The organism is Roseibium album (assembly GCF_965233825.1).
Taxonomy (GTDB): domain Bacteria; phylum Pseudomonadota; class Alphaproteobacteria; order Rhizobiales; family Stappiaceae; genus Roseibium; species Roseibium album.
Map to the genome: position 1 here is coordinate 745,286 of NZ_OZ247583.1, position 15,632 is coordinate 760,917.

Consider the following 15,632-nt stretch of genomic DNA (forward strand, 5'->3'; position numbering starts at 1 on the left):
TGATGCGTATCGACGCCGTGCCGATTGGCAAGAACCCGCCTGAAGACATCAATGTCATCATTGAAGTGCCCGTCGGAGGCGAGCCGATCAAATACGAGATGGATAAGGACGCTGGCGCCATGTATGTCGACCGGTTTCTCTATACCCCGATGCGTTACCCGGGCAACTACGGTTTCGTTCCGCACACATTGTGTGGCGATGGAGACCCGATCGACGTGGTCGTCGTCAACCAGCGCCCTGTCGTGCCGGGTGCGATCATGTCCTGTCGTCCGATCGGTGTTCTCTTGATGGAAGACGAGTCGGGCCAGGACGAGAAAATCATCGCGGTTCCGGGTCACAAGGTCACCAAGCGTTACGACGCGGTGCTCGACATCACCGACCTGCCACAGATCACTGTCGATCAGGTCAAGCACTTCTTCGAGCATTACAAGGATCTTGAGCCAGGCAAGTGGGTGAAGATCACCGGTGTCGAAGGCGCTGAAGTTGCGAAAAGACTGATCGCGGAATCCATTGAGCGCGCTCAGGTCGAAGCCGCAGAATAAACTGCAACAGAACCTGGACAAAGGCCCGCGCGAGGCTGCCTAACGATCAGTTGCAGCCTCGATGCGCTCCATGTCCTGATCGGACAGACCGAAATGGTGTCCGATTTCATGGATCAATACATGGGCAACCACCTCTCCCAATGTATCGTCCATGGCGGCCCAGTAGTCCAGGATAGGCCTGCGGAACAGCCAGATACGGTTAGGCATCTGCCCGCTCCACTCAATGTCACCACCCTGCGCAAGACCCTGCCCTTCGAACAATCCCAGCAGATCATGCGGATCTTCGATTGAAAGTGCGTCCAGAACGTCGTCCGGGGCATAGTCGGCAAGACTGATCTGGATATGACCACAGCGCAGCAGGACGTCGTCCGGCAATCCTGCCAGGACTTCGCTCGCCATCTGCTCGAAATCGGCCAGTTCCGGAGCTTTGCGTTCAGACCAGCCACTGCGGCTTATCGGTCGGACGGATGCCATGTTGCCTGCCTTGATCCTTCAGGAGATTATTTGCCTACAGGTAGGTCACCACGAGGTAGATCACCAGTCCAATCGCAAAGACCAGCCCTGCACCGCGGCCTATCCGGGTGCCCCAGACCTCGATCTGGTCGTCTTCGTTCTTGTCGGCCGCACTCATGTGGCCCTTGGCGCGGTCCGCCATTCGAACAAATGTCGAGCCGGCAATGGTTTCACTTTCAGCCCCGACGCGGTCGAGTGATCTTAAAGCGTCCTCGCGCTGCCGTTCCTTGGAATCCTTGTTTTTGCTCATACGCTCACAGTGGCCTTGTTTCTCCCCTGTTTCAATAGAAACACGGCAAGCAGGCTAAGGGCTGCCAGCCCGGCGGACGCAACTGCGTTCCAGCCTGCAAAGGAAAGACCCAGCATCCGCCAACTGGCTTCCGTACAGCTGACGACGCGCGTGGACTGCAATGCCTGCAGCATGTTTGAAGCCGAAGCCGGCGCTGCACTGCCGCCACCGCAGTCGTTCGGGCCATCCCAGAACTGCCACTCCGCACCGGCCTGATAAACGCCCAGGCCAGCCCCGTAGGCAAAAATCGCTGCTGCAGCCAGAAGCGTCAGCATCGCAAGCCGGTTCCGCTGCTGTGACAGCAGGATCAGCGCAAGGGCCGTGAGCGGCAATCCGGCATAATAGGGAATACGTTGCTCAAGACAAAGCTTGCAGGGCACGTAGCCGCCAATCAGCTGAAATCCCCAGGCAGTCGCAATCACGACAAGTCCGCCGAGCAGAGAGAGGCCAACCAAATTTCTTGCCCATTGATATTGGGTCATTGTTTCCACTTCACTCAGATGTACCGTAACAAAATGAAGCCGCCGACCAGCAACACCACGAAGAGGGTGAACATGAGACCAAGGCGCTTCTCGATGAAATCCTTGATCACTGGTCCGAACAGATAAAGCAGTCCGGCGACGACAAAAAACCGCAAACCCCTCGAAACAATACTCGCAACAACAAATACCGGAAGGCTCAGACCGGCAACACCGGAGGCTATCGTTATCACCTTATAGGGGAACGGTGTCAGACCGGCGATGAAGACGAACCACCAACCCCAGTGATTGAATACGTCACGGAATTCATCGAATTTTTCCATCTTGCCATAAAAGGACAGGATCGGCACGGCCACCTGCTCAAACAGGAACATGCCGATCAGATATCCGAGCACCCCACCTGCGACCGACGCAACCGTGCACAACAAGGCGTACCACCAGGCCTTTTCCCGGCGGGCAATCACCATCGGGATCAGCAGGATATCGGGTGGAATCGGAAAGACGGAACTTTCAACGAACGATACGGATCCCAACGCGGCGGGTGCGCGTGGTCCGGCGGCAAGGGACAACGTCCAGTCATAAAGGCGTCTGATCATTCCGTTCCATTAGCCGCCCTCGCTTGAAATGTCATCAATGGATGTGCGCATTTTCGCAATCCGGTTTGAAAGAAGGGCCAACGCACCCGTCCTGGGCACTCAAGTGACTCGAATTCAGAACATGGCCCCGAAACAAGCGTGTTGAATATTCGGAAACAAGTTCAAATTCTGAGTGAATTATCCAATATTTTGGTGAACATTTTCAAATAAATATTCTTTGTTTTGCGTTTAAAAAAATAAACACTGCATAAATTCAGACTTTCTCCTTCAATTGATCATCAATTTGTCACACCTTCGCCACAGATATACTGATCAATTACTAAAGAAAGCCAGGTATTTAGTGAACAAAAACACGTTCGATTTCATTGACATCCAGCAAAGCTGAGGAGGGGAATTCGATGGCAAGCCAGTACGCGACGTCGGATGCGACACTTGATTACACCGTCAGTGATCAGTGGCAAGACGGGTTTGTGGGGCGAATGGCCCTGTCTTCCCAAGAAGGAGCGAACGGTTGGCGCATTGCATTTCGGCTGGATGCCGAGATTGACGCGATCTGGAATGCCCGCATCATTTCTCACATCAATGACACCTATGTCATCGAAGGTGTCTCTTACAATAGCAGCCTGACCGCGGGTGACACGGCAACATTCGGATTTACGGCCCGGGGAACAGACACATCCATAGATGCGGACAGTGTTTCGATAGACAGCACGCCGGTCGAAACCGGACCCGTCGACCCGGATCCAGAAGAACCTGACCCCGGTGAGCCTGATCCTATGGACCCGGCGCCCGTCGACCCATCACCTGGTCCGGGCGACTATGTCGATATTACCTCTTTCGGCAACTTCCACGGCAGCAGCAGCCACACCGGTCACGATGAACTCCATGGCGGGCGCACGGCCATCACCACGGAAGCACTCGTGGCTTACAACGGATTGCGCAATTTTCTCGGCTACCAGAACGCGGAACTGGAGACAATCGGCCAATGGGCCTTCGACAAAGACCTCACGAACAATGACCAGGCATGGGGTCAGGACTTGCAGGGTGTTGGCCTCTACTACGCGATGCAGGCAGCAAAGGTTGGCTGGATCCGCGACAATGCGTTTGACCCGCAACTCCTGGCCGATATCCAGCGCACGGCACGGCTCGGCGATCCGGCCGATGTCATGACAATGGTCGAGGCAAACAGTCACGAGGGTTTTGCGGACTACCTCATTCAAAACGGACTTGTCGGGACATTCATCAACACGCTGAAGATGGAACCACACTACGGCGGCTGGATGCACGGCCGCGTTCACGGCGACCTGACCTTTCCGGATGGTGATGGTGCCCGGGCTCATGATGTCAACCACCTGACAGTGCTCAGCCATGACCAGACGCAGCCATTCATGAATGACACGTTCGACTGGCCGCAATGGAGCGCCCTGGACGTGCCCCATCAGGACGTCATCAACTATTTTCAGTCCATGGTCATTCTTGGTGATCCTCTTGGCGACGCCCTGCCGGATGGCAGTGCACCCGACCCGGTTGATCCTGATCCCGTCGATCCTGATCCGGTGGACCCAGATCCGGTTGATCCGGACCCTGTGGATCCTGCGTCAGGCCTGTCGGCGGAGTTTCAGGTCGTCAATGACTGGGGACACGGCGCAACGCTCAACATCGTGGTCAGCAACGAGGGAACCGAAGACGTCTCGGACTGGGATCTTGAATTTACGCTCGGGTCGGACATACAGCACATCTGGAACGCAGTCGTGGACTCTCAGGAAGGAGACCGCTATTCGATCGATGACGCAGGTTACAATGCCGGAATCGGTGCCGGCGAAACGATTACGGTCGGTTTCAACACCACGACCGGCGGGTTCGACGTCGCACAGCTCAATGAGGAGGCACAATTCCTCTTCTAGGATGGAATTCCGTTCATGGGCATCTGATGCGGACCGGAGAAACTCAGCATTCGGGAAGATTGACCGCAAGGCCGCCGAGAGACGTTTCCTTGTACTTGTCCCGCATGTCCTGCCCGGTCTGGCGCATCGTCTCGATGCAATTGTCGAGCGGCATGAAATGTGAGCCGTCGCCGTGAAGAGCAAGAGAAGCTGCCGAAACCGCCTTGATGGCTCCCATTCCGTTCCGTTCGATACAGGGTACCTGAACAAGACCCCGGACCGGGTCGCAAGTCATGCCGAGATGGTGTTCCAATGCGATTTCCGCCGAATTTTCAATCTGCTCGTTGCTGCCGCCCAGAGCGGCACACAAGCCTGCCGCCGCCATGGCGGAAGCCGAACCGACCTCGGCCTGGCAGCCGCATTCCGCTCCGGAGATGGACGCGTTGTGTTTGATGAGCCCACCGATTGCCGCAGCCGTCAGAAGAAAGGTGTCGATGCCTTCGCGCGAAGCGTCGACACAATGATCGCGATAATAACGGATGACGGCGGGAACGACACCGGCAGCACCATTGGTCGGCGAGGTGACCACCTGGCCACCGGCTGCGTTTTCCTCATTCACCGCCATGGCATAGACGGACAGCCAGTCGTTGATCGCATGGGGTTGCTGGCTGTTTGAGCCGCTCTGCTCGAGCAGGCGCCGATGGATTGCCCTGGCGCGCCGCTTGACGCTGAGCCCTCCAGGCAAAATACCTTCCAGTGACAAACCCCGGGCGATGCAGTTTTCCATGACGCCCCAGATTGCCTCGAGCTTCTCATTCAGAACCGTTGCGCCAAGTACGGATTCCTCGTTGGCCCGCTTCATCTGGGAAATGGTCAGGCCGGAGTCCCTGCCCATCTGCAACATCTCGGCCGCAGAGCCGAACGGATACGGGTACCCGATGGCTTCCTTCTCCTCGTGAAGGTCGGCATCAGGTGCCTTCTCCGCGGCGAGCAACTCGGCTTCCGTCACCACGAAACCGCCACCGATGGAATAGTAGGTATCGGCCAGCAGAACTTCACCGTTCCGGTCAAATGCCGTCAACTTCATACCGTTGGCGTGAAGCGGTAGTGCCGGACCGTAGTCGAAAACAAGATCCGCTTCCGGATCGAAGCGGACCTCGCCACATTTCGACACTTTCAAAACGCATGTGTCTTGCAGTTCCGCCAGTTTTTCTTCTGCCAGATCCGCATCGACCTTGTCTGGACGAAATCCGAGAAGCCCAAGCATGACGGCCCGGTCCGAGGCGTGACCTTTGCCGGTAAAGGCCAGCGAACCGTGAAGAGAGGCGATTATCCTTGCCACCGCAGCAGGATCGAACTTGCCGTTTTCACCTGCCGTGAGGCGGTTCAGAAAATCAACCGCCGCCGTCATCGGCCCCATTGTATGGGAGGATGACGGTCCGATCCCGATCTTGAAAATGTCAAAGACACTTAGAAACATGGCGGTTCGCTCTTGGAGTCGCGCGGCACATTGTCGTGCCGCGCATCCGGGTTCTTATTCGGCTGCTTCCGCATAATCCGACATCGGCGGACAGGTACAGACCAGGTTACGGTCACCGTATGCGTTGTCGACACGATTGACCGGCGACCAGTACTTGTCGACATCGAGCGAACCGGCTGGATAACACGCCTGTTCACGGCTGTACGGACGGTTCCATTCCCCGACCAGATCGGCCACGGTATGCGGCGCATTCTTGAGGGGATTGTTTTCCGCATCGATCTTGCCGTCGATGATGTCCTGGGCTTCCGCCCGGATTGACAGCATCGCATCGCAGAACCGGTCCAGTTCGGCTTTGGGCTCTGATTCCGTCGGCTCTACCATCAGTGTGCCTGCAACAGGCCACGACATGGTCGGCGCATGGAAACCGCTGTCGACAAGACGTTTGGCGATGTCCTCAACGGTGACCCCGCCGCTGTCGGCCAGCGGACGCGTATCAAGGATACACTCATGCGCAACCCGGCCCGTGTCGGACGTATAGAGGATTTCGTAGGCATCCTTCAGACGTTCGGCAATGTAGTTGGCATTCAGGATGGCAACCTTGGTTGCCTGTGTCAGTCCAGAACCGCCCATCAGCAGAACATAGGCCCAGCTCACCGGCAGGATCGACGGCGACCCGAACGGAGCCGCAGAAACGGGTCCGACCGTGGTGCCATACTCCGGATGACCCGGGAGGTAGGGTTCAAGATGTGCCTTGACCCCGATCGGGCCCATGCCCGGCCCGCCGCCGCCATGTGGAATGCAGAAGGTCTTGTGCAGGTTGAGGTGGCTGACATCGCCGCCGATCATGCCAGGCTGAGCCAGGCCGACCATTGCATTCATGTTCGCGCCGTCAATATAGACCTGACCGCCGTGATCGTGAGTGATCTGGCAGACTTCCTGTACCGTTTCCTCAAACACACCGTGCGTGGACGGATAGGTGATCATGCAGGCAGCAAGACTGTCGGAATGCTGTTCCGCCTTTTCGCGGAAATCGACAAGGTCGATATTGCCCTGTTCGTCGGACTTCACCGGAACCACCTTGTAGCCGACCATCTGCGCAGACGCCGGATTGGTGCCATGCGCGGATGTCGGAATAAGGCAGATGTCACGATGGCTGTCACCACGCGCGGAATGGTAATTGCGGATCGTCAAGAGGCCCGCATATTCGCCCTGCGCACCGGAATTCGGTTGCTGGCTGATCGCATCGTAGCCTGTGATCTGGCAGAGCTTGTCGTTCAGATCGTCAATCATCTCGTGATAGCCAACCGCCTGATCGGCCGGAACGAACGGATGCAGGTCGGAAAATTCCGGCCAGGTGACCGGGATCATCTCGATGGTTGCATTCAGCTTCATTGTGCATGACCCGAGCGGGATCATCGACCGGTCGAGCGCAAGGTCCCGGTCCGCCAGACGGCGCATGTAACGCGTTATTTCCGCTTCGGCACGGTTCATGTGGAAGATCGGATGCGTCAGGTAGTCGCTTTCGCGAAGCGCATGCTGCGGCAGCCGGTAGTCGCGATTTGCCTCGCTGTCATCCGTCATGTTTCCGCCGAACGCGCGCCACACGGCCTCGATTGTTGCTGGTCGGGTCTGCTCGTCAAGCGAGATACCGACACGGGTTTCGCCGATTTTTCGCAGATTGATGCCATTGGCAACCGCTGCGTCCATGACAACACCCTGAAGCGCTCCGACCTCGACTGTGATTGTGTCGAAGAAGACGGCCGGTTCCACCTTGAAGCCCATGGATTCCAGACCGGTTGCCATACGCGAGGTTTTCCGGTGAACGGACTGGGCAATCGCCTTGATACCGTCAGGACCGTGATAGACCGCATACATGGAGGCGATGACTGCAAGCAGCGCTTGAGCGGTACAGACGTTGGAGTTGGCTTTTTCCCGGCGGATGTGCTGCTCACGTGTCTGCAGGGCGAGGCGGTAGGCCTTCTTGCCGCGGCTATCGACGGAAACACCGATGATCCGGCCCGGCATGCTGCGCTTCAGCGCGTCCTTGCAGGACATGTAGGCGGCATGCGGACCGCCAAAGCCCATCGGAACACCGAACCGCTGGGTCGATCCGACAGCGATGTCCGCGCCCATTTCGCCCGGAGACTTCAGGAGTGCAAGCGCGAGCGGGTCGGCTGCAACAACCGCCAACGCCTTGTTTTCGTGCAACTTGCCGATGATCTCGGTGAAATCACGAACATGCCCGTAAGTGCCCGGATACTGGAAGATCGCGCCAAACACGGTCGCAGGATCGAGGTCCTCAGGGTTGCCGACGGCAACCTCGATGCCGAGCGGTTCGGCGCGTGTCTCGATCACGGCGATATTTTGCGGATGGCAGTTCTCGTCGACGAAGAAAATGTTCGACTTCGATTTCGCCGCGCGCTTGGCCATGGTCATTGCTTCGGCGGCCGCTGTCGACTCGTCCAGAAGCGAGGCATTGGCTATGTCGAGACCGGTAAGGTCCGAGACCATGGTCTGGAAGTTCAGCAATGCCTCCAGGCGGCCCTGGGAGATTTCAGGCTGGTAGGGCGTGTAAGCCGTATACCAGGCCGGATTTTCCAGAATGTTGCGCAGGATCGGAGCTGGTGTCGTCGTCCCGGAGTAGCCCTGTCCGATCAGTGACGTCAGGACCTTGTTCTTGCTGGCCACTTCCTTCATGTGAAAGAGCGCATCACGTTCTGAAAGACCGGGCCCACCCCAGTCGAGCGCTTCCTTCTGACGGATCGCGGGCGGCACGGTTGCGTCGATCAGATCGTCGAGACTGTCGAATCCGATCAGCTTCAGCATGTCCGCCATTTCAGCCGGAGAGGGGCCGATATGCCGCCGATTCGCGAAGTCGTAAGCCTGGTAAGTGGTAAGTTCAAAAGCCATATGTTGCTATCCTTTAGGCAATGAAGGCCTTGTAGGCATCGAGATCCATCAGGTCATTCAACTGGTCGGTATTCGACAGTTTGATCTTGTAGAGCCAGCCGTCGCCCTCGGGGCTTTCGTTCAGTGTCGCAGGGCTGTCCGCGAGCGCTTCATTGGCCTCGACAATCTCTCCGTTGACGGGAGCATAGATTTCAGACGCGGCCTTGACCGACTCGACAACCCCGATTTCATCACCCTTTTCAAAAGTATCGCCGCCGTCTTTCTGCTCGACATAGACGATTTCACCTAGCTGCTCGGCCGCATGCGCGGTAATGCCGACAGTGGCAATGTCACCTTCAACGGCAATCCATTCGTGTTCTTCGGAATAATAAGTGGTCATGTCGGTCTCTCCCCGATTAGCGCTTGTAATTTTGCTGCACGAAGGGCAGCGAAACGATTTGGGCAGGTTGCGCCTTGCCCCTGATCATCAGGTTGACTCTCGTTCCTGGTTCTGTCGAGTCAGTGCTGATATAGCCCATCGCGACCGGTCCGCCAGCCGTCGGCCCGAATCCGCCCGAGGTTACGACACCGATGGCTTTGCCGTCTTCGCTTTGAACCTCGACACCTTGTCGCGCCGGTGCCCGGCCTTCCGGCCGGATGCCGACGAGTTTGCGCGACGTGCCTTCGGCAATTTCACGCTGAATACGGTCGGCTCCCGGAAAACCGCCTTCTTCACGGCGGCGCTTCTGAATCGCCCAGATCAGCGACGCCTCGATCGGCGACGTTTCATTGTCGATGTCATTGCCATAAAGGCAGAGCCCTGCCTCCAGCCTGAGGGAATCGCGTGCACCCAGGCCCGCGGGTTCGCAGTTTTCGTCCGCAAGGAAAGCGCGTGCGACTTCGACCGCACCGTCCTGCGGAATGGAAATCTCATACCCGTCTTCACCGGTGTAACCGAGACGCGAGATCCGGCACTCCACGCCGTTGATGGCACCGATCATCGTTTCCATGAATTTCAGGTCCCGAACACCAGGACACAAGTTTCCGACGACATCCTCGGCCTTGGGGCCTTGTACCGCGATCAAAGCCCGGTCGAATATTTCGATCACCTCGATGCCGTCGAGATGCTTCGCCATATGCGGGATATCCTGATGACGCATGGAGGCATTGACGACGACGAAGAAATGGTCACCGGCATTTGAGACGATCAGATCATCCATGATCCCGCCGTTCTCATTGGTAAAGAAGCCGTAGCGTGCCTTGCCTTCCTTCAGTGTCGAGAATGCCTGCGGACACAGGGCTTCCAGTTTCGCACCGACATTCTCGCCTTTGAGGATCACCTGGCCCATATGGCTGACGTCGAACAGGGCCGCCTTTGCGCGGCAGTGTTTGTGCTCCCCCATGATGCCAAGGGGATATTGCACCGGCATTTCCCAGCCGGCGAAATCGACCATTTTTCCGCCCAGTTCGACATGAAGGTCGTAGAGCGGGGTTCTTTTGGGGGCGTCAGCCATGGCGCCGGTCCTTTCTTGTTATCTTTCAGCGTCAGTCACGCACCACCGTAACGGTACAATGCGCATTGCGCACGACACGGGCAAGGTTCGGACCGATTTCATAGTTCGGAAAATCGCCCTTTGCGGAAGCCATCACGATATGGTCGAAACCTTCCTTGTGAGCCAGTTTGAGAAGTTCGCGGTAGACGCTGCCTTGTTCGATGTGAATGGGTACATCACCGGCACCGCCCGCTTCAAGGACCGCCGCCAGTTTCTGGTGTACGAAATCCTTTGCGCCCGAGCCGTAGTTGGGCGGCAGATTTGGCAACTGGATTATTTCTGGAATAACGGAAACCGCATGCAGTTCAGCACCATAGAGTTTCGCCATTTCCAATGCCGTCGGCAGGGCTTTCTTCCAGGACCGGTCGTCCGTGTGATCAATCGGCAGCAGAATTTTGGTGGTCATCTGTCATCTCCACACAACTGAATTCTATTGAAGGAGAGCCGGAGAACCGGCCCTCCCGCCCGTTGCTCATTCCGCGGCGTTCTTTTCGCCTTCTTCACTGGCACCATCGGTGGCGAAGAATTCCTTGGTGAGCGCGAAGACCACCGGGCTGAGCAATGCCAGCGCGATCAGGTTCGGGATCGCCATCATGGCATTGAGCGTGTCTGCCAGCAGCCAGATAAACCCGAGATCCGCGGTTGCGCCGAAGTAGATCATCGCGATCCACAGGACGCGGTAAGGCACCAGCGCACGGTATCCGAAGAAGAAGCCCACGCATTTCTCGCCATAGAAGGACCAGCCCAAAATGGTGGTAAAGGCGAAGATCGACAGAGCGATCGCGATGAGATAACCACCGACACCCGGCAGCGAGGTCTCAAAGGCGAGCGACGTCAGCGCCGCACCGGATTCTCCACTTGTCCATGCGCCCGAGGAAATGATCGCCAGGCCCGTGATCGAGCAGACGATGATGGTGTCGATGAACGTTCCCAGCATCGCGATGAGGCCCTGGTTGACCGGTCCCTTTGTCGACGCTGCCGCGTGTGCGATCGGAGCAGAACCAAGGCCTGCTTCGTTGGAAAACACGCCGCGGGCGACACCAAAACGGATCGCTGCCCAGACAGCCGCACCTGCAAAACCGCCCTGAGCTGCGGACGGTGTAAAGGCGTATGTGAAGACAAGACCGAGCGTCTCGCCGATGGCACCGATATTGATCAGAAGCACCAGCAGCCCGGCAACGATGTAGCAGATCGCCATGAACGGCACGAGCTTGCCCGCGACCGCACCGATGCGGGTGATGCCACCCAGAATGACGGCAGCAGTCAGAACCATCAGGATCACGCCGGTGACCGACGTGTTGAGTCCGAAATTCGCTTCCAGCACGTGGGCAACACCATTGGCCTGCACCCCGTTGCCGATACCGAAGGCAGCAATCGCGCCGAAGAGGGCGAAAGCCCATGCGAGCCAGTGCCAATGCGCGGCAAGGCCGTTCTTGATGTAGTACATCGGGCCGCCGACAAAGTTTCCGAGTTCGTCGGTCTCGCGATACTTCACCGCACACACGGCCTCGGCGTACTTTGTTGCCATGCCCACAAGAGCGGTCATCCACATCCAGAACAGCGCGCCCGGGCCACCAAGGAAAATCGCAGTTGCGACACCGGCAATGTTACCCGTTCCGATGGTTGCAGAAAGCGATGTCATCAAAGCGTTGAACGGGCTGATCTGGCCCTCACCCTGGTCGGTTCGGCCTTTGAACAGCAGCCCGAAGCCTGTGCCGAGTTTCAGGATCGGCATGAATTTCAGACCGACCTGCAGGAAGAAACCGACACCGAGGATGAGGACCAGCATGAGCGGCCCCCATACGACACTGTTGATCTCGCCTACAATACTACTTAACGCTTCCATGGCTTTCCTCCCAGTACGTTAGGTTTGCTCTCAACTACGCCGGTTGGCATAGAGGCCCGAGAGCGTTGGAATTCTTGTCCGGCCGAAACGCTCGACCATCAGGTTCGCCAGCCGACGATTGTCAGGCGTGGATTGCGCGGCCAAGCGCGTCGAGGCAAGCTTCCTTGACGGCTTCGCCGAGTGCCGGGTGTGCATGGCAGGTCCGTGCGACCTCCTCCACACGTGCACCTTTGCTCATGGCCAGAACCAGCTCGGCAATCAGATCACCGCCGTGGGCACCGCAGATATGCGCGCCCAGCAACGTCCCGTCCGGTGCTGCCAGCACCTTGACGGCGCCATCCGTTTCACCGGCCGAACGTGCTCGGCTATTGGCCATAAAATTGAATTTTCCGGATATATAGTCGGTGCCGGCTTCCTTCAGCGCCTCTTCCGTCGCACCGACAGCCGCCACTTCCGGATCCGTGTAAACAACTCCGGGAACCGTGTTGTAGTCCACGTGCCCGTTTTGCCCGGCGAGCGTTTCGACACAGGCAATCCCGTCTTCCTCGGCCTTGTGCGCCAGCATCGGACCTGGAACACAATCACCAATCGCATAGATGCCGGGAACGGAAGTTGAGAAGGAACCGTCGATCTCGATGAACCCCCGGTCGTCGGTTGCGATACCGAGCGTGTCGAGACCCAGCCCGCGCGTTACCGGGCGACGCCCGATTGCCACGAGAACCTTGTCGGCTTCCAGCGTTTCGGTTGTTTCCTTGCCGACCCGTTCGAGTGTGAGTGTCAGGCTGTCGGCGCCACCCTCGATACCGGTCACCTTGCGTCCCAGTTGGAATTTCAGGCCACGCTTCGTCAGAGCTCGTTGCGCCAGCTTGGCGATTTCACCGTCATTGCCCGGAAGGATACGGTCAAGAAATTCGACGACGGTCACTTTTGCACCCAGCCGCGACCAGACCTGGCCAAGTTCCAGTCCGATAACCCCGGCACCGATAACAACCAGGTGCCGAGGCACATCGGCAAGCGCAAGGGCGCCCGTGCTGCTGAGAATGTTCACTTCGTCGATCTCGACGCCCGGCAGAGGTGCCGGCTCCGAACCCGTGGCGATCAGGATGTTGCCGGCGGCAAGCAGCATTTCGCCGCCGTCACGAGAAACCCTGACGACACCCGGTTCGGGGACCGAACCCCAGCCTTCGACGTGCTCAACACCATTCTTCTTGAACAGGAACGCGATACCCTTGGTCAGATCGCCGACGATCTTGTCCTTGCGGCCCATCATGGCAGCCAGATCAAGGGTCGCGCCGTCTACGCCGATCCCGTGCGCCGCCAAGTGTTTCAGTTCGGCATACTTCGCCGAAGAGGTCAAAAGAGCCTTGGAAGGCATGCACCCCACATTGAGGCAGGTTCCCCCCAGGGAACCGCGCCCTTCCACACACGCAACCGACATGCCCAGTTGCGCAGCGCGAATGGCTGCTACGTATCCACCCGGCCCTCCGCCGATGACAACTAGATCGAAACGCTTCATCCTTGCAGCCTCAGCTTTCGTAGATCGGAAATTTCTTGCAGATCGCAAGAACCTCGGCACGGGTAGCAGCTTCAACGTCGGCGTTGCCTTCCGGGTCCTCGCCAAGAGCATCCAGAACATCGGAGATCAGGTGCCCGATCCGGCGGAATTCCTCGGGCCCGAAGCCGCGCGAACACCCTGCGGCCGTGCCAAGCCGCACACCACTGGTGATCGTCGGCTTTTCCGGATCACCCGGAACGCCGTTTTTGTTGCAGGTGATTCCGGCACGCTCCAGAGCCGCTTCGGCGGCATTGCCCTTGACACCTTTCGGACGCAGGTCGACCAGCATCAGATGATTGTCGGTCCCACCCGAAACGATCGCGCAGCCGCGTTCGATCATGACGTCGGACAATGCCCGGGCGCTGTCCACGACACGCTGGCAATAGGTATTGAACTCAGGCTTCAGCGCTTCGCCAAAAGCCACCGCCTTGGCTGCAATTACGTGCATCAGGGGACCGCCCTGGAGACCCGGAAAGACTGCGGAGTTGATCTTTTTCGCAACGGTCTCGTCATTGGTCAGGATAATTCCGCCACGAGGACCACGCAAGGTTTTATGAGTGGTCGACGTTACAACGTGTGCGTGAGTCATCGGCGAAGGATGCAGACCGGTCGCGACCAGGCCGGCGATATGCGCCATGTCCACCAGCAGCCAGGCTCCGACCTCGTCCGCAATCTTGCGGAATTTGCCAAAATCGATAACCCGCGAATAGGCTGACGCGCCCGCGATAATCATCTGCGGCTTTTCGGTGCGGGCAAGATCAGCCACCTGGTCATAGTCGATCACACCTTCCGGCGTCAGACCGTACTGGACCGGATGAAACCATTTCCCGGACTGCGCCGGCTTGGCACCATGGGTCAGATGCCCGCCTGCATCGAGCGACATTCCCAGGATGGTGTCGCCTGGCTTCAGGAGAGCCAGCTTGACGGCACCGTTGGCCTGCGCGCCGGAATGCGGCTGCACGTTCGCGAACTGCGCACCGAAAAGTCGTTTCAACCGATCGATTGCTTCCACCTCGACTTCGTCGACGAATTCGCAACCGCCGTAATAACGGCGCGAGGGATAGCCTTCGGCATACTTGTTGGTCAGAACCGAGCCCTGCGCCTGCAGAACGGCCTTGGAAACAATGTTCTCAGACGCGATCAGTTCGATTTGATCCGCCTGTCGCTTCGCTTCACGATCGATCGACCGGGCGATGACCGGATCTGCGTCTTCCAGATTTGTCTGAAACATGGTTCCCTCCATCTGTTTCCCGAAATGCTACTTGTTTCCCTTTCGGCATCTTGTGTTTCTTATAGGAAACTTTTCACACATTTGCAACATTAGTTTGCTTAGGAGAAATTTGACCCCTTTTCGAGAATATGCAAGTTACTGGAGAAACAATGGAAAGGCCGGACATGGATCCCGTTTCACAAAGCTCTGAGGACGACATCACAAACACGCCTGATGCCGATCATCTTGGAAAAATGATCCGTGAGGCTCGTCTCAAAAAGGGCTGGACGCTGGAAGAAGCCGGCAAGGCGGCGGGAATTGGCAGGTCGACCTTGTCAAAGATCGAGAACAACCAGACCCGGCCCAGCTTCGACATTGTCCGACGGTTGACCAAGGCTCTGGAGCTGAAAACCCCACAACTGTTCGTGCAGTCGGGACCGAGTGACATTTCCGGTCGCAGAGACGTCACCCTCGCAGGCCAGGGCGAATCCCAGGACACCCCGACCTATTCTCACGAACTCCTGTGCACCGAGCTCACCAGCAAGCGCATGTTCCCCTATATCAGCACGATCAAGGCCCGCGACGTCTCGGAATTCGAGTCCTGGATCCGCCACCGCGGCGAGGAATTCATGTTTGTAATCAGTGGCGAACTGACTTTCTTCACCGAGCATTACAAGCCTTTGCCGATGAAGGAAGGTGACAGCGTCTACTACGACAGCGGCATGGGTCATGGCTGTGTCTCCACCGGCAAGGAAGACGCCAAGGTTCTCTGGGTGTCACTGGAATAGGGTGAAGTG

Annotated in this window: 15 protein-coding genes; 3 read left to right on the forward strand and 12 right to left on the reverse strand. The window is 57.7% G+C overall.

The annotated features are described in order from the left end of the window. The first annotated feature begins 2 nt into the window (after window positions 1-2). Complete coding sequence (gene ppa, locus ACO6TI_RS03460) at window positions 3-542, forward strand: inorganic diphosphatase (protein WP_055115606.1); 540 nt, start codon at window positions 3-5, stop codon at window positions 540-542. Between the two features lie 39 nt (window positions 543-581). Here the strand turns inward: ppa and ACO6TI_RS03465 are convergent, their stop codons facing one another. From ACO6TI_RS03465 to ACO6TI_RS03480, 4 genes are read right to left on the reverse strand one after another with little or no spacing between them, the layout of a single operon-like run. Further along, window positions 582-1,016 carry a metallopeptidase family protein gene (locus ACO6TI_RS03465; protein ID WP_055114844.1) on the reverse strand — a complete coding sequence of 145 codons (435 nt, stop codon included), beginning with the start codon at window positions 1,014-1,016 and terminating at the stop codon, window positions 582-584. 34 nt (window positions 1,017-1,050) lie between these two features. Beyond that, the gene (locus tag ACO6TI_RS03470; RefSeq protein WP_055114846.1) at window positions 1,051-1,305 is read right to left on the reverse strand and encodes a hypothetical protein; all 255 of its coding nucleotides are present in this window, start codon (window positions 1,303-1,305) and stop codon (window positions 1,051-1,053) included. Continuing rightward, complete coding sequence (locus ACO6TI_RS03475) at window positions 1,302-1,826, reverse strand: disulfide bond formation protein B (RefSeq protein ID WP_055114848.1); 525 nt, start codon at window positions 1,824-1,826, stop codon at window positions 1,302-1,304. The genes ACO6TI_RS03470 and ACO6TI_RS03475 overlap by 4 nt, the downstream gene beginning before the upstream one ends. A gap of 14 nt (window positions 1,827-1,840) precedes the next feature. Continuing rightward, complete coding sequence (locus ACO6TI_RS03480) at window positions 1,841-2,419, reverse strand: YqaA family protein (protein WP_055114849.1); 579 nt, start codon at window positions 2,417-2,419, stop codon at window positions 1,841-1,843. Window positions 2,420-2,817: 398 nt separating this feature from the next. On the opposite strand from ACO6TI_RS03480, the gene ACO6TI_RS03485 reads away from it, so the two are divergent. Beyond that, a complete protein-coding gene (locus ACO6TI_RS03485; RefSeq protein WP_422384358.1) occupies window positions 2,818-4,323 on the forward strand; it encodes a cellulose binding domain-containing protein in 1,506 nt (501 codons plus the stop codon). A 43-nt stretch (window positions 4,324-4,366) separates the two neighbouring features. On the opposite strand, the gene ACO6TI_RS03490 is transcribed toward ACO6TI_RS03485, so the two are convergent. The 8 genes from ACO6TI_RS03490 to glyA form a co-directional block, all read right to left on the reverse strand. Next, window positions 4,367-5,782, reverse strand: coding sequence for an L-serine ammonia-lyase (locus ACO6TI_RS03490; protein ID WP_196893659.1), 1,416 nt, complete (start codon window positions 5,780-5,782; stop codon window positions 4,367-4,369). A gap of 54 nt (window positions 5,783-5,836) precedes the next feature. Further along, the gene (gene gcvP / locus ACO6TI_RS03495; protein WP_422384359.1) at window positions 5,837-8,692 is read right to left on the reverse strand and encodes an aminomethyl-transferring glycine dehydrogenase; all 2,856 of its coding nucleotides are present in this window, start codon (window positions 8,690-8,692) and stop codon (window positions 5,837-5,839) included. Window positions 8,693-8,705: 13 nt separating this feature from the next. Beyond that, window positions 8,706-9,071, reverse strand: a complete 366-nt coding sequence (gene gcvH, locus ACO6TI_RS03500; RefSeq protein ID WP_029062683.1) for a glycine cleavage system protein GcvH — start codon at window positions 9,069-9,071, stop codon at window positions 8,706-8,708. 16 nt (window positions 9,072-9,087) lie between these two features. Then, window positions 9,088-10,185 carry a glycine cleavage system aminomethyltransferase GcvT gene (gcvT, locus tag ACO6TI_RS03505; RefSeq protein ID WP_348316617.1) on the reverse strand — a complete coding sequence of 366 codons (1,098 nt, stop codon included), beginning with the start codon at window positions 10,183-10,185 and terminating at the stop codon, window positions 9,088-9,090. Between the two features lie 31 nt (window positions 10,186-10,216). Beyond that, window positions 10,217-10,630, reverse strand: coding sequence for a universal stress protein (locus tag ACO6TI_RS03510; RefSeq protein WP_029062685.1), 414 nt, complete (start codon window positions 10,628-10,630; stop codon window positions 10,217-10,219). Window positions 10,631-10,696: 66 nt separating this feature from the next. Further along, entirely contained in the window at window positions 10,697-12,070 is a 1,374-nt protein-coding gene (locus ACO6TI_RS03515) for an alanine/glycine:cation symporter family protein (RefSeq protein ID WP_422384360.1), read from the reverse strand. Between the two features lie 121 nt (window positions 12,071-12,191). Then, complete coding sequence (lpdA, locus tag ACO6TI_RS03520) at window positions 12,192-13,586, reverse strand: dihydrolipoyl dehydrogenase (protein ID WP_422384361.1); 1,395 nt, start codon at window positions 13,584-13,586, stop codon at window positions 12,192-12,194. A 10-nt stretch (window positions 13,587-13,596) separates the two neighbouring features. Next, window positions 13,597-14,856 (reverse strand): serine hydroxymethyltransferase, encoded by a 1,260-nt coding sequence (glyA, locus tag ACO6TI_RS03525; RefSeq protein ID WP_104702759.1) that lies wholly within the window; start codon window positions 14,854-14,856, stop codon window positions 13,597-13,599. 149 nt (window positions 14,857-15,005) lie between these two features. On the opposite strand from glyA, the gene ACO6TI_RS03530 reads away from it, so the two are divergent. Beyond that, window positions 15,006-15,623, forward strand: a complete 618-nt coding sequence (locus ACO6TI_RS03530; RefSeq protein WP_208992640.1) for a helix-turn-helix domain-containing protein — start codon at window positions 15,006-15,008, stop codon at window positions 15,621-15,623. Window positions 15,624-15,632: the final 9 nt, after the last annotated feature.

Excerpts from the sequence above, each read along its gene's own strand:
- ACO6TI_RS03510 (WP_029062685.1), bottom strand. The coding sequence starts at position 10,630 with ATGACCACCAAAATTCTGCTGCCGATTGATCACACGGACGACCGGTCC.
- gcvP (WP_422384359.1), bottom strand. The coding sequence starts at position 8,692 with ATGGCTTTTGAACTTACCACTTACCAGGCTTACGACTTCGCGAATCGG.
- ACO6TI_RS03530 (WP_208992640.1), top strand. The coding sequence starts at position 15,006 with ATGGAAAGGCCGGACATGGATCCCGTTTCACAAAGCTCTGAGGACGAC.
- ACO6TI_RS03470 (WP_055114846.1), bottom strand. The coding sequence starts at position 1,305 with ATGAGCAAAAACAAGGATTCCAAGGAACGGCAGCGCGAGGACGCTTTA.
- ACO6TI_RS03485 (WP_422384358.1), top strand. The coding sequence starts at position 2,818 with ATGGCAAGCCAGTACGCGACGTCGGATGCGACACTTGATTACACCGTC.
- ACO6TI_RS03465 (WP_055114844.1), bottom strand. The coding sequence starts at position 1,016 with ATGGCATCCGTCCGACCGATAAGCCGCAGTGGCTGGTCTGAACGCAAA.
- ppa (WP_055115606.1), top strand. The coding sequence starts at position 3 with ATGCGTATCGACGCCGTGCCGATTGGCAAGAACCCGCCTGAAGACATC.
- gcvH (WP_029062683.1), bottom strand. The coding sequence starts at position 9,071 with ATGACCACTTATTATTCCGAAGAACACGAATGGATTGCCGTTGAAGGT.
- ACO6TI_RS03515 (WP_422384360.1), bottom strand. The coding sequence starts at position 12,070 with ATGGAAGCGTTAAGTAGTATTGTAGGCGAGATCAACAGTGTCGTATGG.
- ACO6TI_RS03475 (WP_055114848.1), bottom strand. The coding sequence starts at position 1,826 with ATGACCCAATATCAATGGGCAAGAAATTTGGTTGGCCTCTCTCTGCTC.
- ACO6TI_RS03490 (WP_196893659.1), bottom strand. The coding sequence starts at position 5,782 with ATGTTTCTAAGTGTCTTTGACATTTTCAAGATCGGGATCGGACCGTCA.
- ACO6TI_RS03480 (WP_055114849.1), bottom strand. The coding sequence starts at position 2,419 with ATGATCAGACGCCTTTATGACTGGACGTTGTCCCTTGCCGCCGGACCA.
- gcvT (WP_348316617.1), bottom strand. The coding sequence starts at position 10,185 with ATGGCTGACGCCCCCAAAAGAACCCCGCTCTACGACCTTCATGTCGAA.
- glyA (WP_104702759.1), bottom strand. The coding sequence starts at position 14,856 with ATGTTTCAGACAAATCTGGAAGACGCAGATCCGGTCATCGCCCGGTCG.
- lpdA (WP_422384361.1), bottom strand. The coding sequence starts at position 13,586 with ATGAAGCGTTTCGATCTAGTTGTCATCGGCGGAGGGCCGGGTGGATAC.